Raw genomic sequence first — 26,302 nt, 5'->3', positions numbered from 1 at the left:
GCCGGCCTTCGAGGTGCTGGATCTCCCGCCCGACGAGATCGTCGTCCACATGATGCAGCGCAATTGCAACTGGCTGCAGGCGCTCGAGGGCGAGATCGACACCGCCCATTTCGGCTTCCTGCATGCTGGCCACGTCGACCCTGAGGACGTGCCCGAGACCGATCCGTTCTACTTCACCATCACCAACCGCGCGCCGCAGTACCACGTCGCCGACACGCCGTGGGGCACGCAGTACGCCGGTTACCGCGCCGCCGGGCCGTGCCAGACCTACTGGCGCTTCGCCAACTTCCTGTTCCCCTGCTGGTCGCAGGCGCCCAACGGCGAATTCAACAGCCACATGCATGCCCGCGCCTGGGTGCCGATCGACGATGGGCACTGCATGTTCGTGTTCATCTTCTGGAAGCATGCCAAGTCGGCGCAGGCCCTGCCGCAACCCAGGTTCAAGGACGGCACGCCGATCGGCGGCACCGGCCGCGGCGGCATCAGGATGCTGCCCAATACCACGGATTGGCTCGGCCGCTGGCGTATGGCCATGGACGAGACCAACGATTGGGGCATGGACCGCGAAGCGCAGCGCAGCAATCGGATCTACAGCGGCATCGACGGCATCCATCTGCAGGACCAGGCGATCACCGAAAGCATGGGCCCCGTCACCGACTTCGGCCACGAGCACCTGGCGCCGTCGGACCAGATGATCACCCGCACGCGTCGCCGCCTCCTGCGCGCGGCGCGGGCGCTCAGCGAGAGCGGCGCGCTGCCGCCCGGCGCCGAGGACCCCAACGTCTATCGCGGCGCACGCAGCGGCTATTTCATCAGCCCTGACAGCGACAAGAAGTGGCAGGACGTCTACGCAAGTACGCTGTCAGGAGCCGTCCACCCCGGCAACGTCTGACCGCAACGCCAGGCCGCCAGTCAAATATCTCAGGCCGAGGCGGCGGCTGCGTATCTTCTCCACCTGTGGTAGAATGACCGATATGCATTCTACTGATCATCGAGGGGAAGATGTTCAATGTCATCAAGCGCTCGGCTGCTGACGGACGCACTCTCGGTTTGGAGACGACTGAAGGAATCCGGCCTCGATGAGGATACCTACGACAAGGACTTCGTGGTGCGGCTTTCAGGAGAGTTGGGGCTGGAAGAGAATGCGGACATCGAAGCGAGCTTGCGCAAACGCAAACTGACGGCGTCGAAATTCCTGGAAGCGTTCCTGGCTTGCTGTGAACCTTTTGACGACATGGCCAAGGAAATCTGGAACATGTTCGTGCAAGCGGACGCGCGCTTTTCCGATGAGAATCTGCAGATCACATTTGATTTCAGCGCGTCGTCGCCCGATGGCATCAAGTTCGATCTCCAGCACTTCAAGGCATACCGAGAAGAATTTCGTCGCTTCCGTCAACTGGTGGCCAAGCAGCCGCTGACCATCGATGTCCTCTGGGGACTGGAGCGGATAATCCGGCCAGTAGATCGCCAGGAAGCAACCTCGCCGGAAATCGCTCGCTGGTTGGAAGCCTACTCCGCGGGGGAATGGCTCATGCCGCTCCCTCAACTGCCCAGCACAGGTAATTCGAAGGGTGACTTCGTCGTAAGAGAAACGCGCCGGGTGGTATCGACGGCGATAGAACTGCTTGTCGCAAACGGCGCACAGCCTCACGAAGGTTCCTTTACCTACGAGAGGCGCGTGGGGACCCCGTCCAGCGAGGAACTGGCGGCGGTCCTTCAGGCCGACCATGACAGATGGATCGGAAGCACGTTCGCGGAGCTCGACCAGTTGGTCGCGCGACTGCGCGCCCGACCCGGAGATCCGAATATCGAGCCAATCATCAGCAACCTCCAAGCGTTCCTCGAAACGCATGTTCAGCACAGCGAGGAAGAGGTCGTCTCCCAGGTACTCGAGGAGTTCCTGAACCTGCCGCTGTGGAAGCAGCGAGACCAGCTTTTCGGCCTCTGGGTCGCAACGCAGATAGCGGAAGCAACGGGCTATCATCGGCTGGTGTTCCATCCGGTCAATGGCGGCCTTCGCTTTCGGTTCGCCGCAACGCACGTCGCCACGATTCGCAGCGTGCCGCCTCTCTACCTGTTCGCCGAACTCCGCACGCGCGCTACCATTCTCTTCAGCAAGAAACGCAAGCGGAACATACAGCCGGATTGGCGGATCGTCAGGGAACCGGTGACCGAGAGAAGCTCGCAAGTCCTGATCGTCGAATGCAAGCAGTACGCCAAGCCAAGCCGCAAGAATTTCCTCGAGGCGGCGGTCGATTATGCAATCAACAGCGGTAATGCCGAAGTCATCCTGGTGAACTACGGCGATATGGACGCCGACCGCTTGGTATCATCGGTTCCGGGATACTTGGAGGAGGCATGGCGAAAGATTGATGATCGAGTGACTTTGCTCGGTAGTTTCCGCCCGGCCGAATCGGAAGTGCGCGAGCGTTTCCGCAGTCTCGTGGCTCGTCACGTTCCTGCCCCGCCGCCATCCGTGCTCGATGGGCTGGCGCCTTCTCAGAATCTGGCCGACGAGGCAACCTTCTCATTGGCGTGGGATGATCAGGCGATTGACCTTGACCTTCATTTCATCGTCTTCCCTGCCGGAGACGCCGCCGGCCACGTCTTCTATGGCGGCCTGGGGAGCGTCGCGACGGCGCCGTGGATCGAGCTGCTGCGCGATGTGCAGCGCGGTGGGCAGGCGCCGGAAGTCATGCGCGTCGGCAGATGGCGCGACGGGCGTTATGAACTTTGGGTTCACATCTATTCCGGGGGAAGCGGCTTTCCTTCTTCAACGACGTTGACCGCGCAGATCAACGGATCGGTCGTCGAGGTTCGGCCAACCGACATCAGAGGAACGGCGTGGCACGCTCTCGATATCGATGGAACCACCCGCCGTATGACCATCATCAATACGATGCATTCGACGTTGCCAGCCAGTTGATTGGTGGCTACCGCTTGTCTTGAAGTACCGCGCGCCGACCGACTATCATTTGAATGACGAACAATTAGGGCAAATGGCATGTCGCGCTGGCGGGTCGGGGTAGATTCAGGCGGAACCTTCACCGACATCTGCCTCTTCGATGAACAGGAAGGCCGGATCGAGACCTGGAAGGTGCCGTCGACTCCCGACGATCCCTCGCGCGGCATCGCCCAGGGCGTGGAAGAGGGGATGCGGCGCGTTGCGCCGGAGGCGAAGGATCCCGCGGCGCCCATCGTCTACTTCGGTCACGGCACTACGGTCGCGACCAATGCGCTGATCCAGCATCGCGGTGTGAAGACCGGGCTGGTGACCACCGACGGCTTCCGCGACCTGCTCGAGATCGGCCGCCAGAAGCGGCCCGACCTCTACGACATCCAGGCCGACAAGCCTAAAACTCTGGTGCCGCGCGACCTGCGGCTGGAAGTGCCCGAGCGCCTGCGCCACACGGGCGAGGTCGACGTGCCGCTCGACGAGGACCGGATGCGCGCCGCCGCCCGAGCCTTGAAGGCTGCCGGCGTGAAGGCCGTCGCCGTGTCCTTCCTCTACGGCTTCGTCCGCCCCGATCACGAGAAGCGCGCGGTGGCGATCCTGCGCGAGGAGATGCCCGACGCCTTCATCTCGGCCGGTCATGAGATCGCCCCGGAGTTCCGCGAGTTCGAGCGGCTGTCGACGGTGGTGCTGAACGCCTATCTCGGCCCGGTAATGGAGAACTACATCCGGCGGCTGAGCCCGCGGCTTGCGGCACTCGGCATGACGGCCACGCCGCATCTCACGCAGTCCAACGGTGGCGTCATCGGCTTTGCCACCGCGGCCGAGATGCCGGTGCGCACGGTGCTGTCGGGCCCCTCGACCGGCGTGGTCGGCGCCCAGGCGATCGGCCGGCTGGCGGGCTTCGAGGATCTCATCACCTTCGACATGGGCGGCACCTCGACCGATGTGGCGTTGCTGCAGGGCGGTCGCTGCCGGCTCGCCGCCGAAGCGACGGTGCACGGCTATCCGATCAAGGCGCCGATGCTCGACATCCACACCGTCGGCGCGGGCGGCGGCTCAATCGCCTACATCGACAGCGGCGGCCTTTTGAAGGTGGGGCCGCGCTCGGCTGGCGCTGATCCCGGACCTGCCTGTTACGACAAGGGCAATCCGGAGCCCGCCGTCACCGACGCCAACGTCGTGCTGCAGACCTTGAACCCGCAGCATCTGCTGGGCGGCCGCATGAAGATTCGCCGCGACCTCGCCGAGCAGGCGATCGCGCGCCTGGCCGGAACGCTGGGGCTTGGCGTGCCGCAGACGGCGCAGGGCGTCCTGTCGGTGGTCACGGCGAACATGGCGCGCGCCATCCGCGTCATCTCCGTGCAGCGCGGCCACGATCCGCGCGACTACACGCTGATGGCGTTCGGCGGGGCGGGGCCCTTGCACGCCGCGCGCCTCGCCCGGGAGCTCGAGATCGGCCGCGTGCTGGTGCCGGCCAATCCCGGCATCCTCTGCGCCATGGGCCTGCTCCTGACCGACCTGCGCGCCGACTTCGCCCTGACGCGCCTGATGCCCGCGACCGAGGCTTCGACGGCCGACGTCGCCGAGGGATTCGCGGCCCTGGCTGAGCGCGCTGAGCGCTGGTTCGAGCACGAAGGCATTGCTTCCGGCGACCGGCACATCACGCGCACCGTCGACATGCGCTACCACGGCCAGAACTATGAGCTGAGTGTGGCGGTGCCCGAAGGCCCCGTCTCCAAGGCGACGCTGCAGGCGTTGGCGGCAGGTTTCTCCGACGTGCATCGCCAGCGCTACGGCTTTGCGGCCGACGGCGATCCGGTACAGATCGTCACCCTGCGTGTCGAGGCGACTGGCGAGGTGTGCAAGGCCGAGCTCTTGGCGCATCCCGAGACCGGACCGGATGCGTCCGGCGCCATCGTGCAGCGTCGTTCGGTATGGCTGGCTGAAGCTGCCGATTTCGTTGACACCCCCGTCTACGGCCGCGAGGCTCTGCGCCCCGGCAACCGCTTCGCCGGCCCGGCGATCGTCGAACAGATGGACGCCACGACCCTCGTGCCGCCCGGCTGGACTGCCCGGGTCGACGCTTATCTCAATCTTATCCTCGAGGCGGCGGCATGACCAAGCTCGACCCCATCACCGTCGAGGTGATCGGCGCCGCCATGGCCTCGATCGTCGAGGAGACCGGCGAGACGCTGATCCGCGCCTCGCATTCGACCAACATCAAGGAGCGGCGCGACTGCTCGACGGCGCTGTTCAACGCCGCTGGCGAGACGCTGTGCCAGGCCGAGCACATCCCGATCCATCTCGGCAGCTTCCTCGACCTCATCAAGCACATCATGCGGCGCTATCCGACCCAGGACATCCGGCCGGGCGACGCCTTCATCGGCAACGACGCCTACGAGGGCGGCGGCACGCACCTGCCCGATATCGTCGTCGCCGAGCCGATCTTCATCGACGGCCGCATGGTCGCCTGGACGGTGAACCTCGCCCACCATGCCGACTTCGTCGATCGCGGCCATGCCCACATCTACCAGGAGGGCCTGCGCATCCCGCCGGTGCGGCTCTATCGCGGCGGCGAGCTGCAGCGCGACGTGCAGGACCTGATCCTGCTGAATTGCCAGGTGCCCTCCGAACGACTGTCCGACCTGCGCGCCCAGATGGCGGCCAACCGCGTCGGCGTGCAGCGCTTCCAGGCGCTGGCCGCCAAGTACGGCACCGACACGGTGCTGCAGGCCGGCGCCGCGGTGATGGACTATGCCGAGCGCAAGATGCGCGCGGCCATCGCCGCCATGCCCGATGGCACCTGGCGTTTCGAGGACGTGTTCGACAACGAGGAGGTGGCGGGCCTGCTGCCGATGTCGGTCGAGGTGACCGTGAAGGGCGAAGAGATGTCGCTCGCCTTCGACGCTACCGAGCAGATGCGCGCCGGCATCAACATGACCTACACCGCGCTGCTCGCCACGACCTACTACGTCGTGAAGTCGGTGCTCGATCCCGGCATTCCGCCCAATGCCGGCCTGGCGCGTCCGCTGAAAATCTCTGCGCCGGAAGGCAGCATCCTGAACTGCCTGGCGCCCGCCGCGGTCAACGGCCGGCTGCAGACCTGCCAGCGCGTCTCCGACATGATCCTGGGCGCGCTGGCCCAGCCGGTGCCGGAGCGGGTGATGGCCTGCTCGAACTCGGCCTGCACCGTGGCCTACTTCATCGGCAAGCGGCCGACCGACGGCTCGACCTGGGTCTATCTCGAAACGATCGGCGGCGGGAGCGGCGCGCGCGCCCACAAGGACGGGCTGGACGGCGTGCATGTCCACACCACCAACACCTCCAACCTGCCGGTCGAGGCATTGGAGATCGAGTATCCATTGCTGCTTACGCGCTACGAGCTGGTCGAGGATTCCGGTGGCGTCGGCCAATACCGCGGCGGCATGGGCCTGCGTCGCGTCTACCAGGCGACGCACGACTGCCGCGTGCGCGTCGATATCACTCGCCAGCGATCGCGCAGCTGGGGCCTGTTCGGCGGCGGTCCCGGCGCTCACGGCAAGGTCGAGGCCGGGCCGGGCGTCGTGTTCGAGGGCGACTCGGCGGTACTGAAGCCCGGGCAGTGGTTCGCGGTCGTGACGCCGGGCGCCGGCGGCTTCGGACCGCCGCAGCAGCGCGAGCGCGCCGCCGCCCAGCGCGATCTCGTCGAGGGGGCGATCAGCGCGCCGACGGCGCGCGCGGTCTACGGCGTCTAGTCCCAGATTTGCCACGGCCTCGGCCGTTTGCTTTGCCGGCCTCGGAGGCTAGCGTCCGCCCATGAAGCGAACCATCCTCCTCACCCTGGTGCTGGCCGGCTGTTCAGGCAGCGGGCTCAGCACGTCGAGCGGCCCCAACGGCGAAACCATCGTCGGCAACCAGGTGTCGGTGCAGGTCACCGGCGCCGCCAATCCCAATTCCGCCTTCACCTTGGCCCAGAGGTATTGCAGCAAGAACGACCGGCTTGCCCGCGCCGTCGGTCAATCGGGCACCACCGCGTCGTTCGACTGCGTGAAGGCGACGTAGTCGATCACGCCGGCACGGGATCGAACTCAATCTACGGCTTCCACTATCGCTCCAGGGGTTTGCCCTTGATCTTGGCGGCGAGTTCCTCGAGCCGCCGCTGGCGGTTGGCGCGCTGTTCGTCCGGAAGGGAAGGGTCCTTGTCGAAACGCGCCGAAAGGAGCTGCTCGAATTCGGCCAACTCGGCTTGCGAGACGTTCTTGTTCGCCAGGAGCTTTGCTTGAGGCTTGAGTGGCTCGACCATCTGAAGTTCCTTCTAGCGGGTCGCCTTGGCGTGCACTCGATCCAGGATATAGGCTCGCGTTAGCTTGTCGTGCTGGCACTTCAGCGGCCCGCCGGCGGCAGCCCAGTAGTTGTCCATGATCGCCGGCCGTGTCGGGTCGATCAACTCGGGGTGATAGGACTGCCAGCCGCCGGGATAGCCCAGGCCATCCCGAACCGCATCGCTATTGTACGTAGTGCCGTCGTAGGCGGCAAATTTGGCAGGAATGGGTCGGCCCACCTTGCGATTGAACGCGGGTGTGCCGTCAACATATAGGTCCGTCACGTAGCCATTGGTATAGCTCGAGAAAGCGTGTCCGAACTCGTGGACCGGCGTCATCCCGCCGACCGTCGCGTGGACCGCCGACATGCCGGGAATGAGGTGGAGATAACGCTGCGACAGGTTCCAGCCGTCATAGGTGAACGCGATGCCGGATCGCGTGTCGTCGTCCGTTGTGCCGAAGGCCGAAGCGCGCGTATGGGTCGGCGACTGGGACACCAGAAACAAAATGTCGGGATCGAGGCTCTCTGCGCTCACGAACGCATGGGCCTGATCGCGGCGCGCCACGAGAATCAGGCTGTCGTCGAGGGCGTCTTCGGCGACAAGGGCGGTCGCATCGCTGACGGTCGTCGTCGGGATGCACATCGACACCACGCGGATCTCGTTAGCGTGGGGCGAAAGGCCCAGGACCTTGTCGACCTGGCCTGGCAACAATCCGAAAAGGTTCTGGAAGATATACCCGGCCGCTTTTTTCAGGGCGGCGCGGTCGGCAGCGCCTACGCCCGGCATGTCCGGGACGAAGTGCGCGGAGCCCTCCGGGCGCTCCAGTGCGGGATTGTTCAGGATGAGGATGAAGAAGGGATCGCTCTTGGCCGTATTGCCCTTTTGCCATTCGATCGTGTCGGTTCCGGCTGTTGGCACCTGGGGCCTCTGATATAGGGTAGAGTTGTCCTATATTAATACTCGCAGAGATAGCGGTCTGTCCAGAGAGCGAAAATTCAGGTCGTTCGCGCCGTCTCGGCGCGATACCAGTCGAGGATCTCCGCGCCCGTCCACAGCACGACGCCGTCGTGCGCCAGGATGTGGTCGTAGAGCATCTCCAGGTATTTTATGCGGTGCGGCACGCCCGTAAGATAGGGGTGGATGGAGATCGCCATCACCCGTGGCGCCGTCTCGCCCTCCTGCCACAGCCGGTCGAACTGGTCGCGGCCGCGGCGCAGGATCTCGTCGGAGGGTTGCTGCTGGACGGCGCTGATGACGACGTCGTTCACCTCGACGGTGTAGGGCACGGAGACCATGCTGCCTGTACGTGTCTTGAGCGCGATGGGCTGCTCGTCCATCACCCAGTCGGCGACATACTCGATGCCGGCTTCGGCCAGCAGGTCCAGCGTCTCGTCGGTCTCGGTCAGTCCCGGACTCTCCCAGCCGCGCGGCGGCTTGCCGGTGAAGGCCTTGATGGCGGCGATGGTGTCGCGGATGGCCGACTGCTGGTCGTCGACACGATGCATCGGCCGCTGCACGAAGCCGTGGCCCATGAACTCCCAGCCCGCCTCGTGCGCGGCCTGGCAGGCCTCGCGATAGAGCTCGCAGGCCGTGCCGTTGACGGCGAACGTCGCCTTGAGCTGGCGCGCGGCCAGCACCTCCAGGAAGCGCCAGAAGCCCACGCGCATGCCGTATTCGTGCCACGCCCAGTTGGGCACGTCGGGCAGCAGGGGATTGCCCATCGGCGGCGGCAGCACCGTGCGCGGCATCGCCCCCAGCGGGCTCCAGTTCTCGACATTGACGATGGTCCAGACGGCGACGCGCGCATCGTTGGGCAGCCTGAGGCGCGGCCGCTTGTGGATCGGCAGGTAGGGCGCGCGGCTGCGCAGGCTATGACCGGGCTCTTGCGTCATCGAGACCTCCGACAGAATCGACTGGGAACCATACCTGCAATTGTTGGTCAGTGGCGCATCTCTTGCATCGTGCCCGCCGAGTCTGGGATGAGCGTGGAGGCGTTGCCATGATGAATCTGATGACCGGGTTGCTGGGCCTGGGAGGTCATCTCGGCGGCTGGCGTCACAAGGATGCCTGGTCCGACAATGTCATGAATCTCGACCACGCCATCGAGACGGCACAGATGGCCGAGCGCGGTCTGTTCGACCTTCTGTTCATGGCCGACGGCAACGCGGTCCGGCAGATGGACAAGCCGGCGCTGTTCGCCGCCAACAGTCCATCCGACCGCCCAGCGGTTTTCGAGCCGATCACTTTGCTCACGGCCGTCGCCCAATACACCAAGCATATCGGTCTGTTGTGCACGGCGACAACGACCTACGACGAGCCGTACTCTCTCGCCCGCCGGTTCGCCTCCCTCGACCATCTCAGCAAGGGACGCGCCTGCTGGAACATCGTCACGACGTCCTATCCCGACGATTCGTTGAACTTCAGCCGCACCGAGCACATGGCCAAGGACCATCGCTACGAGCGGGCCATCGAATTCATCGAGGTCGCCAAGGGCCTGTGGGACAGCTGGGCAGAGGACGCATTCATCCAGGACAGGGCGACCGGGCGCTTCCTCGATCCGACGCGCGTGCGTGTCCTGAACCACATGGGCAAGCACTTCCAGGTCAAGGGACCGCTCAACGTCGCGCGCATGCCGCAGGGCTATCCGGTGCTGTTCACCGCCGGCCAGTCGGAGGACGGCCGCGAGCTTGCGGCCAAGCATGCCGATTGCATCTTCGCCGTCACCAATACCAAGAAGGCGGGCCAGGCCTTCTATGCCGATCTCAAGGGCCGGCTGGCGAAGTACGGCCGGGCGCCGGATTCGCTGCGCATCATGCCCGGCTGCGCCGTCTATGTCGGGCGGACCGCCAGTGAGGCCGAGGAACTCTACGACGAGCTGCAGTCGCTGATCGCACCGGAGCTCGGCGTGCCGTACCTCTCCAAGCTCTGCGAGACGGACATGTCCAAGTATCCGCTCGACGGGCCGATGCCGGACCTGCCGACCAGCGTGCTGGGCATCGCAAGCTTCCGCAACACCATCGTCGAGATGGCCAAGCGCGACAAGCTCACCGTCCGCCAGACCTACGAGCGCATCCTGCCCTCGATGGGGCACGTCACCATGAAGGGCAGCGTCAGCCAAGTCTGCGACGAGATCGAGGACTGGTACACGAGCAAGGCCTGTGACGGCTTCAACATCAACACGCCGGTCATGCCGCGCAGCCTGAACGACTTCGTCGAACTTGTGATCCCCGAACTTCAGCGCCGCGGCCTGTTCCGCAAGGCCTACGAGGGCCGGACGCTGCGCGAACGCATGGGCCTGCCGGTGCCGGCCAATCCCTATTTCGACAAGACCAGCCTGGCGGCCGAGTGATGCGGGCCGCGGTCGTTGCCGGCATCGGCCGGCGTGGCGCACTCGCTGGCCTGGCGGCGGCACCCCTGATCCTCTCCGGCCGCTACGGACGGGCGGCCGATCCCAAGCGCCTGATCGGCGTCATCGAGGAAGATCCGCCGTTCTTCAATCCTGCGGTCAGCTCCGGCATCTCGAGCTTCGTTGCCGGATCGCCCTGCTACAGCGCCCTGACGCGGATGGATGCCGATGGCAAGGTGAGCGGCGATCTCGCGCAGAGTTTCGAGATCTCGCCCGACGGTCTGGTCTACACCTTCAAGCTGCATCCCAACGTCGTCTGGCACGACGGCAAGCCGTTTTCCTCGGAGGACGTGAAATTCTCGCTGGAGCAGGTGAATTCCAAGCTCCATCCCTATCGCGGCGCGCTGAAGGCCATCGCCGCCTTCGAGGCGCCCGATCCCAACACCTTCGTGCTGCGACTGAAGCACCCGCAGGCCTCGCTGATCAGCACGCTCGGCAATTTCTGCGGCGCCATCCTGCCCAGGCACATCTGGGAAGGGAAGGACGCGGCGCGCGATCCGCACAACAAGCGGCCGATCGGCACCGGTCCCTTCAAGTTCGTCGAGTACGTCTCCGGCGATCACATCCTGTACCGGCGCAACGACAAGTACTTCCTGCCCGGCAAGCCCGGCTTCGACGAGCTGATGTTCCGGATCATCCCCGATCCGGCGGCGCGGATGGCGGCGCTGCAGAACGGCGAAGTCGACATGATCTACAGCAGCGCGCTGCCGGCCGTCGAGGTGGCGCGGGTCGGCAAGTTCCGCGGCGTCAAGCTCAAGTTCACCAAGATCCAGACGGCGGGCTACCAGGCGTACATCAATCTCCGCAACCCGCCTTACAGCGATCGCAAGGTACGCCAGGCGCTGGCGCACGCCATCGATCGCACCTTCATTCGCAACACGGTATTTCCCGGACTTTCGCAGAACATGATCGGGCCCGTGCCGCCGACCTCGCCGCTCGCCAACAAGGCGCTTGCCGACTATGCGCTCGATCCCGCCAGGGCCAACGCGCTGCTGGACGAAGCGGGCTTTGCCCGCAAGGCCGACGGGGTTCGCTTTCCGCTGCGCTATCTCTACAGCGCCAACGATCTGCCGGCGGCCAAGATCGGCGACATCGTGAGCCGTAACCTCGCGGCGGTCGGCATCAAAGTCATGCCGCGGCCGCTCGACCGTGGCGCCATCATCGACGTCGCCTTCGTCAAGAACGAGTTCGATTTCGCCACGATGTCGTTCTCGCTCGGCCCCGACCCGGATGTCGGCGTCGAGCGCTTCTACAACTCCAACAACATCTTCAACATCCAGGCCGTCAACAACAGCAACTACGTCAATCACGAGGTCGACAAGCTGTTCGACGAACAGCGCGTGCAGGTCGACTTCACCAAGCGCAAGGCGATCTACGACCGCATCCAGGAAATCGTCTGGAACGACATCCCGGTCTTTCCGTTCTGCACCTACACCCTGCCTGGCGCTTTCAACAGCACCGCCGTGACCGGGATCTTCGACGGTGAAGCAAGCAACCGCGAGGACTTCGCCCACGCCAGCCCGGCTTAACCGGGGAAATGGCAGGCGACCCTGTGGCCGGACGCGTGTGCGGCCAGAGGCGGCGCCTGCTCGCCGCAGAGGGGAAAGCGGGCCTTCGGGCATCGCGCGTGGAAAGGGCAGCCGCCGGCCGTGGCCTGCGGATGGGCGATCTCGCTGGCGGCGGTCCGCTTGCGGCGCTCGGCCTCGGCCCTGGGATCCGGCATCGGCACGGAGCGCAGCAGCAGCTGGGTGTAGGGATGCGCCGGTCGCGCATACAGCATCTCGGCAGAGGCGGTTTCGACGAGCTTGCCGCGATACATCACTGCCACTCGATCCGACACGTGCCTCACCACGGCGAGGTCGTGGGCGATGAACAGATATGTGAGGCCGAACGCCGCCTTCAGATCCTGCAGGAGGTTGATGATCTGCGCCTGGATCGAGACATCGAGGGCGGAGACGGGTTCGTCGGCGACGATGAAATCCGGCCGCACGATCAGGGCGCGGGCGATGCCGATGCGCTGGCGCTGTCCGCCCGAGAACTCGCGCGGATGGCGCGTCATGGCGCTGGCCGGCAGTCCGCAGGCGTCCAGCGCTTCGCGGATGCGCCGGTCGGCATCGGCGCCGCGCGCGATGCCGAAATTGCGCAACGGCTCGGCGAGCGTGTCGCGGACGGTCAGGCGCGGATTGAGCGACGAATAAGGATCCTGGAAGACCATCTGCACCCGACGCCACAGGGCGCGCCGGGCGCCGCCGCGGGCGCCTCCTACCGCCTGCCCAGCGATAGCGACCTGGCCTGAGGTCGCGGCCAGCAGGCCCACGATGACGCGGCCCAGCGTCGACTTGCCCGATCCCGATTCGCCGACCAGGCCCAGCGTCTCGCCGGCGGCGATGCCGAAGCTCACGTCGTCGACTGCCCTGGTGACCTTGCGCCGCGCGAGAAGTCCGCCGCCGCTTACGAAGTGGCGGCGGATTGCCGTGACACTGACCAGCGGGGCCTCGGCCGCGGTCATTGGGCGGCGGCCGCGATGCCGTTCATGGGCAGCCAGCAGCGCACGCCGTGCGCCTCGCCGATCGGCGACAACGCCGGCTCCTGCTCGCCGCAACGCTGTTCGGCCCATGGACAGCGAGGATGGAATTTGCAGCCGGCGAGGGGTGTCGCCGGATCGGGCGGCTGACCCTTGATGGCCGTCAGGCGGGTCCCAGCCTGGTCGATGCGCGGCACGGACTGCAGCAATGACCACGTATAGGGATGCCGCGGTGCGGTCAGCACCTCGTCCGTCGGCCCGTCCTCGATGACGCGTCCGGCGTACATCACGATGACGCGGCGGCAGAGGCTCGCCACGACAGCGATATTATGCGTGATCAGCAGGATCGCGGTGCCAGAGTTCTCGTTGAGCTCGCGCAACAGGGACAGAACCTGATCCTGGACCGTGACGTCGAGCGCCGTCGTCGGTTCGTCGGCGATCAGCAGGGCCGGGCTGTTGGCGACCGCCATCGCCGTCAGCGCGCGCTGGCGCATGCCGCCGGAGAATTCATGAGGATACGACCGCGCCCGTTCCGCGGGATCGGCGATGCCGACCAGGGCGAGCAGCTTTGCCACCCGATCGCGCAACGCGCGACGGCCGCGGCGCGCGCGATCGTGCAGGGCGATGGCCTCGCCGATCTGGTCGCCGATGCGCAGCACCGGATTGAACGACGTCATCGGATCCTGGAACACCATGGAGACCAAAGCGCCGCGCATGTCGCGGATCTCCTCGTCCGTCATTTCCGGAATCTCGCGGCCGCGGAAGCGGATGCTGCCGCTGAGCTCGGCCGACTTCGGCAGCAACCGCAGCACCGAGCGCGCGGTCATCGACTTGCCCGACCCCGACTCGCCGACGATGCCGACGATCTCGCCCGGCATGATGTCGAAGCTCACGCCCTCGACGACCGTGGTCGAGGGCGCCTCCTTGCGGGGAAAGCTTACGCCCAGCTCGCGAATCGAGAGGAGCGGTGCGCTCATCGGCGGCTGCGTGCCGGTGCGGCGTGGCTGCCGCTCAATCCATCGCCCAGCAGGTTCAGCCCCAGCACCGTCATGGCAAGTGCGAGGCCCGGGAAGGTGGTGAGCCACCACGCCTGCTGCAGGAAAAGCTGGCCCTGCTGCAGCAGCAGTCCCCAGCTCGGATGTTCGGGATCGCCGAGCCCGAGAAAGCTCAGGAAGGATTCCGACATGATTGCCGACGCGACCTGCAGCGAGGCGCTGACAAGCAGGAAGGACAGCACGTTGGGCGCGATGTGGCGGGCCAGCAGGCGCACCGGGCCTGCGCCCGACATCTCGGCGGCGGCGATGAACTCCTCATGGCGGATCACCTGAACGCGGCCGCGAACGATGCGGGCGGTTGCCGGCCAGCTCAGCAGCCCGATCACCAGGATCTCGTTCAGCAGCCCGCTGCCGATCAGCGACACGACGACCACGGCGACGAGAAGCTTGGGCAGGATCTGGAAAGCCTCGGTGATGCGCATCAGGACTTCGTCCAGCAGGCCGCCGAAGAAGCCCGCGACCATGCCGATGGTCATGCCCAGCCCGACGCTGATTGCGGCGCTGAATAGGCCGATGCCGAGCGACACGCGGCCGCCATAGAGCACCCGGGCCAGGACGTCACGGCCGAGATCGTCGGTGCCGAAAGGGTGAGCCCACGAGGGCTCGGCGAGCGTGTCGCTGCCCAGCGCCAGGGGATCGGCGGCGGTCAGGAAAGGGGCCAGCAGCGCGCCCAGAATCGTGACGAGGACGAGCAGCGCTCCCATGACACCAGCTGCCGGCTGACGCCGCACTGCCGCCAGCACCGTCAGTGGACGCGTGACCCACGCTGGGCGCGTCGGCAAAGGCGAGGCCAGGGTCATCGACGGATCCTGGGGTCGAGCATGGCGCAGCCGATGTCGGACACCATGTTGACCACGATGACGACGAGCGAGGAGAACATGAAGGCGCCGGTCAGCAGCGCGAAGTCGCGGCGGTGGATGGCGTCGTAGAACAGCCGGCCGAGCCCCGGCCAGCTGAAGACGATCTCGACGACCACGGCGCCGGCCAGCACCATGCCGAATTCCAGCCCGATCACGGTGACGGTGGTCACGGCGGCATTGCGGAACGCGTGGTTCCACAACACGCGCCGCCGCGACGCGCCCTTTGCCTCGGCCACCAGTACGTAGTCCTGGTCCAGCGCCTCGACCATGGCGGCGCGCGTGAAGCGGGCGATCATGGTCAGCAGGAAAACCGCAAGCGTCGCGACTGGCAGCACCATGTGAAACGCGACGTCCTCGACATGGCGCCAGCCGGTATAGCTCCCGCGCGCCGCTACCATGCCGCCGGCCGGCAGCCAGTTGAGCGATACGGCGAACAGCAGGATCAGGAGCTGGCCGACCCAGAATCCGGGCAGCGAATAGCCGACCAGCGAAGCGGCGCTGATCAGCGCGTCGGCGCGCGAGCCTGCCCGTCGGGCTGACGCGGCGCCCAGCAGGATGCCGATCAACGACGCGATGACCATCGCCGTGCCGGTCAGCAGCACGGTGGCGGGAAATCGTTCGAGGATGACCGTGAACACCGGTTGCTTGGAATAGATCGAGGTCCCGAAGTCGCCGGTCATCGCCTTTCCGAGGAAAGCGACGAACTGGCGCCAGGCCGGCTGATCGAGCCCGTACTCCGCGCGGACCTGGGCCAGGAACTCGGGCGTCGGGGCTTCGCCCGCCAGGATCGCGGCGGGATCGCCCGGCGCCAGCCGGATGAGGAAGAAGGTGAAGGCGATGACGGCGAGCACCAGCGGAAGAGCCAGCAGGGCCCGACGCAGCGACAATCGGAGCAGGGCAGGGAGCATCCGCGGCGAACTCAGCCTTCTGCAGCCAAAGGAACCGCATGAATCGAAGCAAATTGCATGCTAGCTACGGGACATGGTCGATGTTGTGGTTATCGGCGGCGGCGTCATGGGCTCGTCGATCGCCTGGCATCTCAAGCGCGATGCCGATTTCGCTGGTGATGTTGTCGTGGTCGAACGCGATCCCGGCTACACGCGCGCTTCGTCGGCGCTGTCAGCGAGCTCGATCCGCCAACAGTTCTCCACGCCGCTCAACATCCATCTGTCGCGCTACGGCATCGGTTTCCTGCGCCAGGCATCCAAGCTCTTGGACGTCGATCTCGGCTTGAAGGAGCCGGGCTATCTCTTCCTGGCGAGCGACGCGGGCGAGGCCGTCCTGCGGGCCAACCATGCCGTTCAGAAAGGCGAGGGCTGCGCCGTCGAGCTGCTCGATCCGGCAGCGTTGCGTGGCCGCTTTCCCTGGATGTCGGATGAAGGCATCCGGCTCGCCTCGCACGGCGTCGCCAACGAAGGCTGGTTCGACGGCCCGGCGCTGATGCAGGCCTTCCGCCGCAAGGCGCGGGAGCTCGGCGCGCAGTACGTTGCCGATGAGGTCGTGAAGCTGGCACCCAACGCCGTCACGCTGCGCTCGGGCGCCACGATCGAGGCCGGGACGGTCGTGCTGGCTGCCGGCCCGTGGTCGGGCGAGGTCGCCGCCACCGCCGGCATCGCCTTGCCGGTCGAGCCGCGCCGGCGCTCAGTATTCGTCTTCGATGTGCGTGAGCCGCCCGGCCCGACGCCGCTCACCATCGATCCCACGGGAACCTGGTTCCGCCCGGAAGGCCGCTTCTACATCGGCGGCACGACGCCGGCCGACGGCAACGATCCGCCGACGGCGGCGCTGGAAGTCCAGCACCAGGAGTGGGACGACATGGTGTGGCCGGTGCTGGCCAACCGCGTGCCGGCCTTCGAAGCGGCCAAGGTCGTGAATGCCTGGGCGGGCTACTACGAGTACAACACCTTCGACCAGAACGGCATCGTCGGCCGCTACCCCGCGATCGACAGCCTGATCTTCGCCACCGGTTTCTCCGGCCACGGCATCCAGCAGTCGCCGGCCGTCGGCCGCGCCGTTGCCGAGCTGATCGTGCATGGCAGCTATCGCACGCTCGATCTTTCGCCGTTCGGTTATGGGCGGATATCCGCAGGCAAACCTATCCGGGAGCTGAACGTGGTGTGATGGCTGGATCCCGAGCCGGGCTTCGAAGAGGACTGCCTGGCCAGCCGATGAATTCATGCGGCCCGTGAATCATTCTAAGCCTGCGTCCAAACAATGAATCGCGGATATCCGCAGGCTGACCTATCCGTGAGCTGAACGTGGTGCGATACTCATTGTTGTCCTGAGCGTAGCGAAGGACCTCATCGCCGCTTGCTGAGGGCATGAGATCCTTCGCTACGCTCAGGATGACAGAGTGCCTGGAGGAGTAGCCCGTGCCCGATACCGCCTTGGTCAACTCAGACCTGCAGTCCGCCCTCGACGAGGCGCGGCAGGCCTACACCGCCCGCAATCCCAAGAGCCTGACGCGCCACCACGAGGCGTGCGAGGCCATGCCCGGCGGCAACACCCGCACCACGCTGCACAATTCGCCGTTCCCGCTCACCGTGGTGCGCGGCGAAGGCTGCCGTCTGTGGGACGCCGACGGCCACGAATACATCGACGTGCTGGGCGAATATACCGCCGGCATCTATGGCCACTCCCATCCGGTGATCCGCGCCGCCATCGACCGCGCGCTGAACCACGGCTGGAACTACGGCGGCCGCAACGCCAACGAGGCCAAGCTCGCCAAGCTGGTGGCCGACCGCATGCCGTCGATCGACCTGGTGCGCTTCACCAACTCCGGCACCGAGGGCAACGTCATGGCGCTGGCTGGCGCCCGCGTCTATGCCCAGCGCAAGGGCCGTACCAAGGCCACCAAGGTCATGGTGTTCCACGGCGGCTACCATGGCGGCGTGCTCTATTTCGTGAGCGGCGGCAGCCCGGTGAACGTGCCCTACGAATACATCGTGGCGCCGTACAACGACGTCGAGGGCACGCGCGCCCTGCTCGCCAAGCACGGCGAGGAGCTGTTCGCCGTCCTGCTCGAGCCCATGCAGGGTAGCCATGGCTGCCTGCCGGGCGACATCGAGTTCCTGAAGATGGTGCGCGAGGAGTCCCGCGCCCGCGGCATCACCATGATCTTCGACGAGGTCATGACCTCGCGCCTGTCGCCGGGCGGCCTGCAGGAGAAGACCGGGGTGATCCCGGACATGACGACGCTCGGCAAGTACATTGGCGGCGGCATGTCGTTCGGCGCCTTCGGCGGCCGGCGCGACATCATGGAGCTGTTCGATCCCACCAAGCCTGACCATCTGCCGCACGCCGGCACCTTCAACAACAACGCGCTGACCATGGCGGCGGGTGCCGCAGGCTACGGCGAGGTCTACACGCCGGCCGCCGCCAAGGAGTTGAACGAGCGCGGCGAGAAGATCCGGCAGCGGCTGAACGCCATCTGCCAGCGCGAGAAGGTGGCCTTCCAGTTCTCCGGCATCGGCTCGATGATGACGGCGCACGCCACCTCCCGACCCATCAAGACGGCGGCCGACATCGCCTCGGGCAGCCAGGACGCCAAGGAGCTGTTCTTCTTCGACATGATGGCGGCCGGCATCTGGATCGCCCGTCGCGGCTTCGTGGCGCTGAACATCATGATCGGCGATAGCGAAGGTGACCGGTTTGTGGCGGTGGTCGAGGAGTTCGTCACCGCGAGAAAGGCTCTTTTGCAGCCCAAATAACTACCTACATAGGCGCGCATGAACGACGCTTCGCACCCCTCCAAGCCTGCCTTCCCGCAGCCGGTCTCCGGCACGGTGGTGCCGCGCTTCGGCGACGTCGCCACCTTCATGCGCTTGCCGCTGTTCCGCGATCCCGCCGACGTCGAGATCGGCATGGTCGGCGTGCCCTGGGACGGCGGCACGACCAACCGCCCGGGCGCCCGCCACGGCCCGCGCCAGATGCGCGACCTCTCGACCATGATGCGCCGCGTGCACCACGTCACCGGCGTGGCGCCTTACGAGTTGGCCAAGTGCGGCGATCTCGGCGACGCACCGGTCAACCCGGCAAGCCTCGACGATTCGCTGGAGCGCATCGAAGCCTTCTTCGCCAAGCTGCACTCGGCCGGCGCGGTGCCTCTGTCGGCCGGCGGCGACCATCTGATCACGCTCCCGATCATGCGCGGCATCCGTAAGAACCTGCCGCCGCTCGGCATGGTTCATTTCGACGCCCACAGCGACACCTGGGACACCTATTTCGGCGGCTACAAGTACACCCACGGCACGCCCTTCCGCCGCGCGGTCGAGGAGGGCCTGCTCGATCCCAAGCGCGTGGTCCAGATCGGCATCCGCGGCTCGCTCTACAAGCGCGACGACAACATGTGGGCGGTCGAGCAGGGCATGCGCGTGATCACCATCGAGGAGTATTTCGACCTCGGCGTCGACAAGGTGATCGCCGAGGCCCGCCGCGTCGTGGGCGACGGCCCGACCTATGTCAGCTTCGACGTCGACGGCCTCGACCCGGCCTATGCGCCGGGCACCGGCACGCCCGAGATCGGCGGCTACACCCCGCACGAGGCGCAGCGCATGCTGCGCGGCCTGCGCGGGCTCGACCTGGTCGGCGGCGACGTCGTGGAAGTCTCACCGCCCTTCGACATGAGCGGCAACACCGCGCTCGTCGGCGTCACCATGATGTGGGAGATCCTCTGCCTGCTCTCCGAGGCGGTGGCGAGGCGCAAGGGACGGCTCTGAGACTGGCGGAAGGAGAGAATTGGCTTGCCGTTGGACTGACCCCTTAGCCTCGGCTGGCCTTTGCCGTCTGATTGACCTGCCCGCGGAAGGCCAGAGCGGTTGGTCGAGGACTATCTGGCAAGTTGGCAAACTCACGGTTGTCCATCACACTTGTCGAACGACCATTCGGCGAGTGAGGGCCGAACTATGCGCCAAACTAGTGAATCGGGCATTGGTGATAAGGAACGACTGCAAACGCTGCTAGCGGAATACAACACACTCCGAGCAGAAGCCGTTCAAAGGAATAGCGTCCTCATACAAATCATGACGGTTGGGGGCACGGTCCTGACGACCATTCTTACAGCAAGTATCGTCTACGCATCGTGGGCCGTTTTCGCGCTTGTGATAGTTTTATCCAACGTGCTGTTGGTCGCTTACAAGATTATCGAGTTCGATATCTTGAGATTCTCGGCGCGCCTGCGTCAGCTTGAAGATGACATTAATCATCGAGCAGGAGAACGACTTTTGATTTGGGAAACCGAGCAGAGCTTGCATGCTGTTGGGCCTGAGAATCGAGTGACGTACATTCAAGCGACCTACCTATCACTCGGTCGGTGGGCGAGACGGATGTTGCTCAGATCTGGTTAGAACTGCCATGTTGCTATTAGCGGGTGAGAGCGGCTGATGTCAGATATCGCCACGATCATGACCGCGTCATCCTGCCTAAGGAACGAATAGGTTCGTCTGGCATTCTGGTTTGCCCCCCAACAGTTGCAACCTGCGTACAATCGCCCGTTCGCCGCGCACGCGCTATAGTTGTCGGGTAGTGCCGACATAGCAGCGCGTACGAGATGTCCCTTATGGCAGTGGGAGGACAGGACGATGGCTGACAGCAAGCACAATCAAGCCAACACAGTCACACGCAGAACCGCGATCAAAGCCGGCGCCGGCGCCTTGCTGGCATCGGGCGTGCCCTTGTTCTGGCCGGGCGAGGCCCGGGCCGACAAGGCCAAGATCGACGCCGTGCTGAACGGCGCGGTCACGTCGGGCGATGTGCCCGGCGTCGTGGCGGCGGCCGCCGACGACAAGGGCGTCTTCTACGAAGGCGCCTTCGGCAAGCGCAACCTCGTGACCGGCACGGCGATGACGCCGGACACCATGTTCTGGATCGCCTCGATGACCAAGGCGCTGACCTCGATCGCCGCCATGCAGATGGTCGAGCAGGGCAAGCTCAGCCTCGACAAGCCGATCAGCGACGTCGTGATGGAGCTCAGCGCCGCGCAGGTGCTGGAAGGCTTCGACGCCGAGGGCAAGCCCAAGCTGCGACCGCCCAAGCGGCCGATCACGCTCCGGCACCTCCTCACCCACACGGCCGGCTTCAGCTACGACCTGTGGAACAAGGACATCGAGCGCTACATGAAGGTGGCCAATGTCCCTGGCATCGGCACCTGCAAGCTCGAGGCGCTGAAGGTGCCGATGATCGCCGACCCCGGCGAGAAGTGGGAGTACGGCATCAACATCGACTGGGCCGGCAAGGCGGTCGAGCGTGTGAGCGGCATGTCGCTCGACGGCTACATGCGCGAGCGCATCTTCACGCCGCTCGGCATGAAGGATACCGGCTTCATCCTGCGGCCCGACCAGCAGGCGCGCCTGGCGAGCGTCCATGCCCGCGGCGCCGACGGCAAGCTCAGCCCCATCGAGTTCGGCATGCCCCAGGCGCCGGAATTCTTCATGGGCGGCGGCGCCCTCTACTCGACGGGGCGCGACTACCTCTCGTTCCTGCGCGCGCTCCTGGGCAACGGCAAGCTCGGCACGGCGCAGATCCTGAAACCCGAAACCGTTGCCCTGGTGAACAAGAACAGCATGGGCGACCTCAACGTGACCCTGCTCAAGACCGCCCAGCCCGACCTCACCAACGACGCCGAGTTCTTCCCTGGCATGGTCAAGAAATGGGGGCTGGCCTACATGATCAACACCCAGGACGTGCCCGGCAAACGCAGCGCCGGCAGCCTCGCCTGGGCGGGCCTCGCCAACACCTACTACTGGCTCGATCCGAAAAAGAAGGTGGCCGGCGTGATCCTGACCCAGATCCTGCCCTTCGCCGACACCAAGACGCTGCAGGTCTTCGGCGATTTCGAGGGCGCGGTCTACCAGAACGGCCGGCCGCCGGCGGCGGGGGCGGCCAAAGCCGGGTAGGGCCGGATAGCGCCGGATAGCTCTCGGCCCGGACGCTGAGGTAGGCTCGCTCATGCGAGCCTACCTGCTGAGCCTGTTCGCCGCGCTCATTGTTTCGACCGCCGCGGCACAGTCCGTGCCGCGCTGGATGACCCTGCCGCCGACGCCGTCGCTGCCCGTGGCGACAACCAGCGGCCACGCCCCGGTCAACGGCATCTCGATCTGGTACGCCACCTTCGGCAGCGGCCCGCCGGTGATCCTGCTGCACGGCGGCCTCGCCAACGCGAACTATTGGGGCAACCAGGTGCCCGAGCTGGCACGCGATCATCGCGTGATCGTCATGGACAGCCGCGGGCATGGCCGCAGCACGCGCGACAGCCGGCCGTTCGGCTATACGCTGATGGCCTCCGACGTGATCGGCCTGATGGACCATCTCGGCATCCCGCAGGCGGCGATCGTCGGCTGGAGCGACGGCGCCATCATCGGGCTCAGCCGGGCGATGAGCCACCCGGGCCGCGTCTCGCGCCTCTTCGCCTTCGCCGCCAACTCCGATCCCAGCGGCGTGAAGGACGTCGACAAGAGCCCCGTCTTCACCCAGTTCATCGCGCGGGCCGAGAAGGAGTACGAGGCATTGTCGGCGACACCGCGCGACTACAAGAAGTTCGTCGACGAGATCAGCACCATGTGGGCGACCCAGCCGAATTGGACCGCTGCCGATCTCGGCGCCATCAAGGTGCACACACGGATCGTCGACGCCGACCACGACGAGGCGATCAAGCGAGAGAACACCGAGTTCATGGCGCGCGAGATCCCCAATGCCGGCCTGCTGTTGCAGCCGGAGGTCAGCCCACTTCTCCATGCTGCAGGCGCCGGGCCAGTTCACGACAGACGTGCGGCTCTTCCTGGAGCGGCCACTTCAACGACCTCGTAATCGAGCGCAACTCTCCTCTCAGTAACTGCAGAAATTCGCTGCGCGCATCTCGCCTTGCATCGACGCCGGTTGTCGCCGAGTTGTTTCGTGCCTTAGCATCGTGGTCATGGCGCGCGTCACCCTGACCAACTCGACGTACCTCGACCTCACCAGCTACCACACCACCACGGCGACCACGGTCGCGGAGGCCTATCAGATTCAGGGGGCGCCGGTCCCCAGCGACATGACGCTCAACGTCGCTCTCATCCTGCCGCGCGCCAACGATCCGACGGCGCTGCTGCAGAGCAACTGGGCGACGCGCCAGACGACCCTGCAGCAGCTCGAGGACAACGGCACGCTGTGGTCGACCTACGGCGCCGATCCCGCCGCCTATGCCGCCGCCCAGGCGGAGCTCACCGCACTCGGCATTCCGCTGTTGGGCAATGCCGCCGGCAGCGACGGTTACATCAGCTCGGTGGAATCGCGCACGATCTGGGTACAGCTCACGCCGCAGCATTTCACCGATCTGTTCGGCAAGACGCTCTATGGCGCCGGTGCCTACCTCCAGTATTGGGAGGGCGAGCTGTCGTTGCCCGACACGATCGGCGCGACCGGCATCTGGTTCGACAGCCAGCCGCTGTGGGGCACCTATCCCGCCACGCCCAACGATCTCTCTCGTGGTGCCGCGGTCCATCCGACGGACGGACCGTTGAGCATCGGCAACGCGCTGTTGGCTGCGGGCAGGGAGTCGTCGGCTTATGCCGGCGAGATGGCGAACTGGTTCTACAATTTCCCGCTGACGGGCATCGACGTGCCGACGGCCACGGTTGGCCTCGTGGAATCCGGGACCGGCGACGTGATGCAGCCCGGGCTCACGCGCACCTTCCAGGAGGCGTTGAACCTTTTCCGCGAACGTGCCGGCCTGTCGACCCCGGGCGACTATTACGTCGTCGCCAACAACGGCCAGGACTACACCGAGCCCATGGGCAATCCCGGCGAGCGCACGCTCGACGTCGCCGTGGTCACCTCGGCCAATCCCAATAGCACGATGGGCCTCTATGCCGGCTCAGGCTTCGGCAACCATGCGACGTCCAACAGCGTCACCGCCTATCAGGCGGCATTCTGGGACCAGGTGAACAACCCTGCCGTCGTCTCCTCCTCGTTCGGCATTTTCCAGCAGGCAGCGCCCGGGTCGCCGTTCGCCAGTGCGATCCGCGAGCTCTTCATCGACGCGGCGCTGCGCAACATCTCGGTGTTCGTCGCCAACAACGACTGGGGCTCGAGCTACAACTTCACCAACGGCATCGCCAACCAGAACATAGTGCTGAGCTCGGCCTACGCGGTGATGGTGGGCGGCACGTCGATCACGACGCTGGCCGCGGCGCCGCACGACCACACGGTCGAGGCGCTCTATGGGCTGGCTGTGGCCGGCGACCTGGCGACGCTGTGGCAGCTGATGGAAGGCGGCCTTATGACGCTGCCCAGCGGCGTGGCGGGGTCCGAGGCCGTGCGGACCCTGCTGATCGAAGCGGTATGGAACACCTATGCCATCTCCGGGCACACGATCGACCCGGCCATAGACGACGTCGGCGCCGGCGACGGCGGGGTCGACGTCACCCAGCCGACGCCGTCGTACCAGACGGCGTTCGGATTGACGCCGACGTCGGTCAATCACAGCCCCTGGGGCGGCACGGGGCGAGGCGCGCCGGACGTGGCGGCCGATGCCGGCGGCAACATGTGGTACACGACGCCCCAAACCAACATGCTTGGCCTAGCCGTGGCCGACGGCACCAGCGCCGCCACACCGATGTGGGCGTCGCTGGTGGCGCAGATCGATACCATCTTCGAGGACCAGGGGCTGCCCAACCTCGGCTACATGAACGACCTGCTGTACATCGCCGCGGCGATCGCGCCGGCCTCGTTCAACGATGTCACCTTCGGCAACAACGTCACGTCGTACCGCCTTGGCGGCCACATCGACAGCGACGGCACGGCGATCACGTTGACCGGCTTCGGCTACGAGGCCGGTGCGGGCTACGACCTGACGTCGGGCCTCGGCACGCCCAACGGCACGCTGCTGGCGCGGGCGCTGACCGCGATCGCCCATTCGCAGATGTCGTTCGGCACCAGCCCCGACATGCTCGATGCCGACGGCGGCGGCTGGCAGAGCGGCGCCGACCAGAGCCTGATGTTCCAGGCGATGTCCGCTTCCGGCGCCGCCATCGACATCGGCCTGGGCGCAGGCGGCTTCGATTTCGGCACCAACGCTTCGGGTGCCTATGCCTGGACCAACCGGCTGGCGCAGCAGTCCCTGCAGTCCGATTTCGATCCCAATCTCGTGCGGCTGTTCGACAAGCAGGCGCAGGGATGGATCGGGCAGTCGGTGGTGGCGTCGGGCCAGGACGTATCGGTGTCGATCAACGGCGGCTCGGCACAGGCCATACAGGGGACGCTCAGCTCGCCGTTCGGCTTCGCCGACTTCGTGTCGGACGACGGCGCGGTGCGGGTCGCGCGTGCCGTGGCGGTGGCGGAGACCGCCGGTGGAGCAGACGACCAGATCGCCGTGGTGCGCGTGCGCCAGAACGGCGAGAACGACCTGTCGCTCATCTTCTACAGGGTCGACGACCTTGCCGGCACGATCGACGGCAAGCGGCCGGGCCATGAAGCCTATGCCGCCGCCGCCGATGCGCGGGCCTATCAACTGGCGCAAGGCGGCACGTCGCTCGGCGGCCCGGGCTACGGCAACTACGAGCAGGCCGCGCTGGTGGGCGTCGATGCCGGCGATTTTATCGCCATGAAGCTCACCAACCAGACCACCGGCGCATTCTTCTGGGCCTTCGCCCATGCCAACGAGCAAGTGAACAGCCAGTCGGTCGGCCACCTCTGGAACTACGGGCTCAACACATGGGGCTGGGAGGATACGTACGGCGGCGGCGATCGTGACTTCAACGACCTGATCGTGCAGCTCGACTTCACCAGTGCGTCGGGGCAGGGGTGGCTGATGTGAACGGTCTAGCCGGCACTGTCTCGGTTTGAAATTTCCGCCCGCTTCTTGTAGGGACCGCGCGGACCAGTCTTGGGGCGGCGGCGTCGCGCTTCTGGCCTTCAGGTCCGGTGGGCACTACTCACTTCCCGCATTCTCTGAACGGCTTCTCTAAGTTTCTGAAGGGCGAGTTTCGCGCGCGGCGGAACATTATTCTCGCCATAAAATTCGTCGGCCTCCCACGTTCGCACGTCCCTAACGCGGTCGGCGCCTGAACGATACACACAAGGCGTGACATGCCGGTGGAGCACTTCCGACCAGCCATCCTGCAGTACGTACTCGTCTCGGGTGCCATCTTTGTTATGGCGGATGTAGAACGGTTTGGGATCGCTCTCCGACAGCATGCAGTATCCTGGCACTATGGGAGCAAAGC

19 protein-coding genes and 1 pseudogene are annotated in these 26,302 nt (G+C 65.8%); 13 read left to right on the top strand and 7 right to left on the bottom strand.

Annotated features, from left to right (window positions below):
• From RSO01_RS47705 to RSO01_RS31475, 5 genes and pseudogenes are all read left to right on the top strand, one after another.
• Positions 1 to 892, top strand: a pseudogene (locus tag RSO01_RS47705) (Rieske 2Fe-2S domain-containing protein); the annotation flags it as partial.
• A 117-nt stretch (positions 893 to 1,009) separates the two neighbouring features.
• Entirely contained in the window at positions 1,010 to 2,926 is a 1,917-nt protein-coding gene (locus tag RSO01_RS31490; RefSeq protein WP_147154523.1) for a DUF8600 domain-containing protein, read from the top strand.
• Positions 2,927 to 3,004: 78 nt separating this feature from the next.
• Complete coding sequence (locus RSO01_RS31485; RefSeq protein WP_147154522.1) at positions 3,005 to 5,074, top strand: hydantoinase/oxoprolinase family protein; 2,070 nt, start codon at positions 3,005 to 3,007, stop codon at positions 5,072 to 5,074.
• Positions 5,071 to 6,690, top strand: a complete 1,620-nt coding sequence (locus RSO01_RS31480; protein WP_147154521.1) for a hydantoinase B/oxoprolinase family protein — start codon at positions 5,071 to 5,073, stop codon at positions 6,688 to 6,690. Before RSO01_RS31485 ends, RSO01_RS31480 begins: the two co-directional genes overlap by 4 nt.
• A gap of 61 nt (positions 6,691 to 6,751) precedes the next feature.
• Positions 6,752 to 6,997: a hypothetical protein gene (locus tag RSO01_RS31475; protein ID WP_147154520.1), complete on the top strand. Its 246-nt coding sequence runs from the start codon at positions 6,752 to 6,754 to the stop codon at positions 6,995 to 6,997.
• 43 nt (positions 6,998 to 7,040) lie between these two features.
• Here the strand turns inward: RSO01_RS31475 and RSO01_RS31470 are convergent, their stop codons facing one another.
• The 3 genes from RSO01_RS31470 to RSO01_RS31460 form a co-directional block, all read right to left on the bottom strand.
• A complete protein-coding gene (locus tag RSO01_RS31470; protein WP_147154519.1) occupies positions 7,041 to 7,238 on the bottom strand; it encodes a hypothetical protein in 198 nt (65 codons plus the stop codon).
• A gap of 12 nt (positions 7,239 to 7,250) precedes the next feature.
• Positions 7,251 to 8,177 carry a hypothetical protein gene (locus RSO01_RS31465; protein WP_147154518.1) on the bottom strand — a complete coding sequence of 309 codons (927 nt, stop codon included), beginning with the start codon at positions 8,175 to 8,177 and terminating at the stop codon, positions 7,251 to 7,253.
• A gap of 77 nt (positions 8,178 to 8,254) precedes the next feature.
• On the bottom strand, positions 8,255 to 9,151 hold the full coding sequence (locus RSO01_RS31460) for a polysaccharide deacetylase family protein (protein WP_147154517.1): 897 nt from the start codon (positions 9,149 to 9,151) through the stop codon (positions 8,255 to 8,257).
• A 107-nt stretch (positions 9,152 to 9,258) separates the two neighbouring features.
• Here RSO01_RS31460 and RSO01_RS31455 point away from each other — a divergent pair, with 107 nt between their 5' ends.
• Together RSO01_RS31455 and RSO01_RS31450 are read left to right on the top strand one after the other, a co-directional pair.
• Positions 9,259 to 10,608: an LLM class flavin-dependent oxidoreductase gene (locus tag RSO01_RS31455; RefSeq protein ID WP_147154516.1), complete on the top strand. Its 1,350-nt coding sequence runs from the start codon at positions 9,259 to 9,261 to the stop codon at positions 10,606 to 10,608.
• Positions 10,608 to 12,194, top strand: a complete 1,587-nt coding sequence (locus RSO01_RS31450; RefSeq protein WP_147154515.1) for an ABC transporter substrate-binding protein — start codon at positions 10,608 to 10,610, stop codon at positions 12,192 to 12,194. Before RSO01_RS31455 ends, RSO01_RS31450 begins: the two co-directional genes overlap by 1 nt.
• On the opposite strand, the gene RSO01_RS31445 is transcribed toward RSO01_RS31450, so the two are convergent.
• From RSO01_RS31445 to RSO01_RS31430, 4 genes are read right to left on the bottom strand one after another with little or no spacing between them, the layout of a single operon-like run.
• Positions 12,191 to 13,174 carry an ABC transporter ATP-binding protein gene (locus RSO01_RS31445; RefSeq protein WP_147154514.1) on the bottom strand — a complete coding sequence of 328 codons (984 nt, stop codon included), beginning with the start codon at positions 13,172 to 13,174 and terminating at the stop codon, positions 12,191 to 12,193. The genes RSO01_RS31450 and RSO01_RS31445 overlap by 4 nt on opposite strands.
• Positions 13,171 to 14,166: an ABC transporter ATP-binding protein gene (locus RSO01_RS31440; RefSeq protein WP_147154513.1), complete on the bottom strand. Its 996-nt coding sequence runs from the start codon at positions 14,164 to 14,166 to the stop codon at positions 13,171 to 13,173. The genes RSO01_RS31445 and RSO01_RS31440 overlap by 4 nt, the downstream gene beginning before the upstream one ends.
• Complete coding sequence (locus RSO01_RS31435; RefSeq protein WP_147154512.1) at positions 14,163 to 15,044, bottom strand: ABC transporter permease; 882 nt, start codon at positions 15,042 to 15,044, stop codon at positions 14,163 to 14,165. Before RSO01_RS31435 ends, RSO01_RS31440 begins: the two co-directional genes overlap by 4 nt.
• The gene (locus RSO01_RS31430) at positions 15,041 to 16,012 is read right to left on the bottom strand and encodes an ABC transporter permease (protein ID WP_147154511.1); all 972 of its coding nucleotides are present in this window, start codon (positions 16,010 to 16,012) and stop codon (positions 15,041 to 15,043) included. Before RSO01_RS31430 ends, RSO01_RS31435 begins: the two co-directional genes overlap by 4 nt.
• 73 nt (positions 16,013 to 16,085) lie before the next feature.
• On the opposite strand from RSO01_RS31430, the gene RSO01_RS31425 reads away from it, so the two are divergent.
• The 6 genes from RSO01_RS31425 to RSO01_RS31400 all read left to right on the top strand — a co-directional run bounded on the left by RSO01_RS31425 (position 16,086) and on the right by RSO01_RS31400 (position 25,893).
• A complete protein-coding gene (locus RSO01_RS31425) occupies positions 16,086 to 17,225 on the top strand; it encodes an NAD(P)/FAD-dependent oxidoreductase (protein WP_147154510.1) in 1,140 nt (379 codons plus the stop codon).
• Between the two features lie 251 nt (positions 17,226 to 17,476).
• On the top strand, positions 17,477 to 18,814 hold the full coding sequence (locus RSO01_RS31420; RefSeq protein ID WP_147154509.1) for an aspartate aminotransferase family protein: 1,338 nt from the start codon (positions 17,477 to 17,479) through the stop codon (positions 18,812 to 18,814).
• Between the two features lie 18 nt (positions 18,815 to 18,832).
• The gene (gene speB / locus RSO01_RS31415) at positions 18,833 to 19,822 is read left to right on the top strand and encodes an agmatinase (protein ID WP_147154508.1); all 990 of its coding nucleotides are present in this window, start codon (positions 18,833 to 18,835) and stop codon (positions 19,820 to 19,822) included.
• A gap of 861 nt (positions 19,823 to 20,683) precedes the next feature.
• Entirely contained in the window at positions 20,684 to 21,997 is a 1,314-nt protein-coding gene (locus RSO01_RS31410; RefSeq protein WP_147154507.1) for a serine hydrolase domain-containing protein, read from the top strand.
• Between the two features lie 52 nt (positions 21,998 to 22,049).
• Positions 22,050 to 22,907 (top strand): alpha/beta fold hydrolase, encoded by an 858-nt coding sequence (locus RSO01_RS31405; RefSeq protein WP_308933105.1) that lies wholly within the window; start codon positions 22,050 to 22,052, stop codon positions 22,905 to 22,907.
• Positions 22,908 to 23,013: 106 nt separating this feature from the next.
• On the top strand, positions 23,014 to 25,893 hold the full coding sequence (locus RSO01_RS31400) for a DUF4114 domain-containing protein (RefSeq protein WP_147154506.1): 2,880 nt from the start codon (positions 23,014 to 23,016) through the stop codon (positions 25,891 to 25,893).
• Positions 25,894 to 26,302 lie beyond the last annotated feature (409 nt).

It is taken from the genome of Reyranella soli (assembly GCF_007992495.1).
Classification (GTDB): Bacteria; Pseudomonadota; Alphaproteobacteria; order Reyranellales; family Reyranellaceae; genus Reyranella; species Reyranella soli.
This window is presented reverse-complemented; position numbering and strand designations above follow the sequence as displayed.

Excerpts from the sequence above, each read along its gene's own strand:
- RSO01_RS31405 (WP_308933105.1), top strand. The coding sequence starts at position 22,050 with ATGCGAGCCTACCTGCTGAGCCTGTTCGCCGCGCTCATTGTTTCGACC.
- RSO01_RS31410 (WP_147154507.1), top strand. The coding sequence starts at position 20,684 with ATGGCTGACAGCAAGCACAATCAAGCCAACACAGTCACACGCAGAACC.
- speB (WP_147154508.1), top strand. The coding sequence starts at position 18,833 with ATGAACGACGCTTCGCACCCCTCCAAGCCTGCCTTCCCGCAGCCGGTC.
- RSO01_RS31430 (WP_147154511.1), bottom strand. The coding sequence starts at position 16,012 with ATGCTCCCTGCCCTGCTCCGATTGTCGCTGCGTCGGGCCCTGCTGGCT.
- RSO01_RS31425 (WP_147154510.1), top strand. The coding sequence starts at position 16,086 with ATGGTCGATGTTGTGGTTATCGGCGGCGGCGTCATGGGCTCGTCGATC.
- RSO01_RS31470 (WP_147154519.1), bottom strand. The coding sequence starts at position 7,238 with ATGGTCGAGCCACTCAAGCCTCAAGCAAAGCTCCTGGCGAACAAGAAC.
- RSO01_RS31485 (WP_147154522.1), top strand. The coding sequence starts at position 3,005 with ATGTCGCGCTGGCGGGTCGGGGTAGATTCAGGCGGAACCTTCACCGAC.
- RSO01_RS31480 (WP_147154521.1), top strand. The coding sequence starts at position 5,071 with ATGACCAAGCTCGACCCCATCACCGTCGAGGTGATCGGCGCCGCCATG.
- RSO01_RS31450 (WP_147154515.1), top strand. The coding sequence starts at position 10,608 with ATGCGGGCCGCGGTCGTTGCCGGCATCGGCCGGCGTGGCGCACTCGCT.
- RSO01_RS31435 (WP_147154512.1), bottom strand. The coding sequence starts at position 15,044 with ATGACCCTGGCCTCGCCTTTGCCGACGCGCCCAGCGTGGGTCACGCGT.
- RSO01_RS31440 (WP_147154513.1), bottom strand. The coding sequence starts at position 14,166 with ATGAGCGCACCGCTCCTCTCGATTCGCGAGCTGGGCGTAAGCTTTCCC.
- RSO01_RS31475 (WP_147154520.1), top strand. The coding sequence starts at position 6,752 with ATGAAGCGAACCATCCTCCTCACCCTGGTGCTGGCCGGCTGTTCAGGC.
- RSO01_RS31455 (WP_147154516.1), top strand. The coding sequence starts at position 9,259 with ATGATGAATCTGATGACCGGGTTGCTGGGCCTGGGAGGTCATCTCGGC.
- RSO01_RS31400 (WP_147154506.1), top strand. The coding sequence starts at position 23,014 with ATGGCGCGCGTCACCCTGACCAACTCGACGTACCTCGACCTCACCAGC.
- RSO01_RS31460 (WP_147154517.1), bottom strand. The coding sequence starts at position 9,151 with ATGACGCAAGAGCCCGGTCATAGCCTGCGCAGCCGCGCGCCCTACCTG.
- RSO01_RS31445 (WP_147154514.1), bottom strand. The coding sequence starts at position 13,174 with ATGACCGCGGCCGAGGCCCCGCTGGTCAGTGTCACGGCAATCCGCCGC.
- RSO01_RS31490 (WP_147154523.1), top strand. The coding sequence starts at position 1,010 with ATGTCATCAAGCGCTCGGCTGCTGACGGACGCACTCTCGGTTTGGAGA.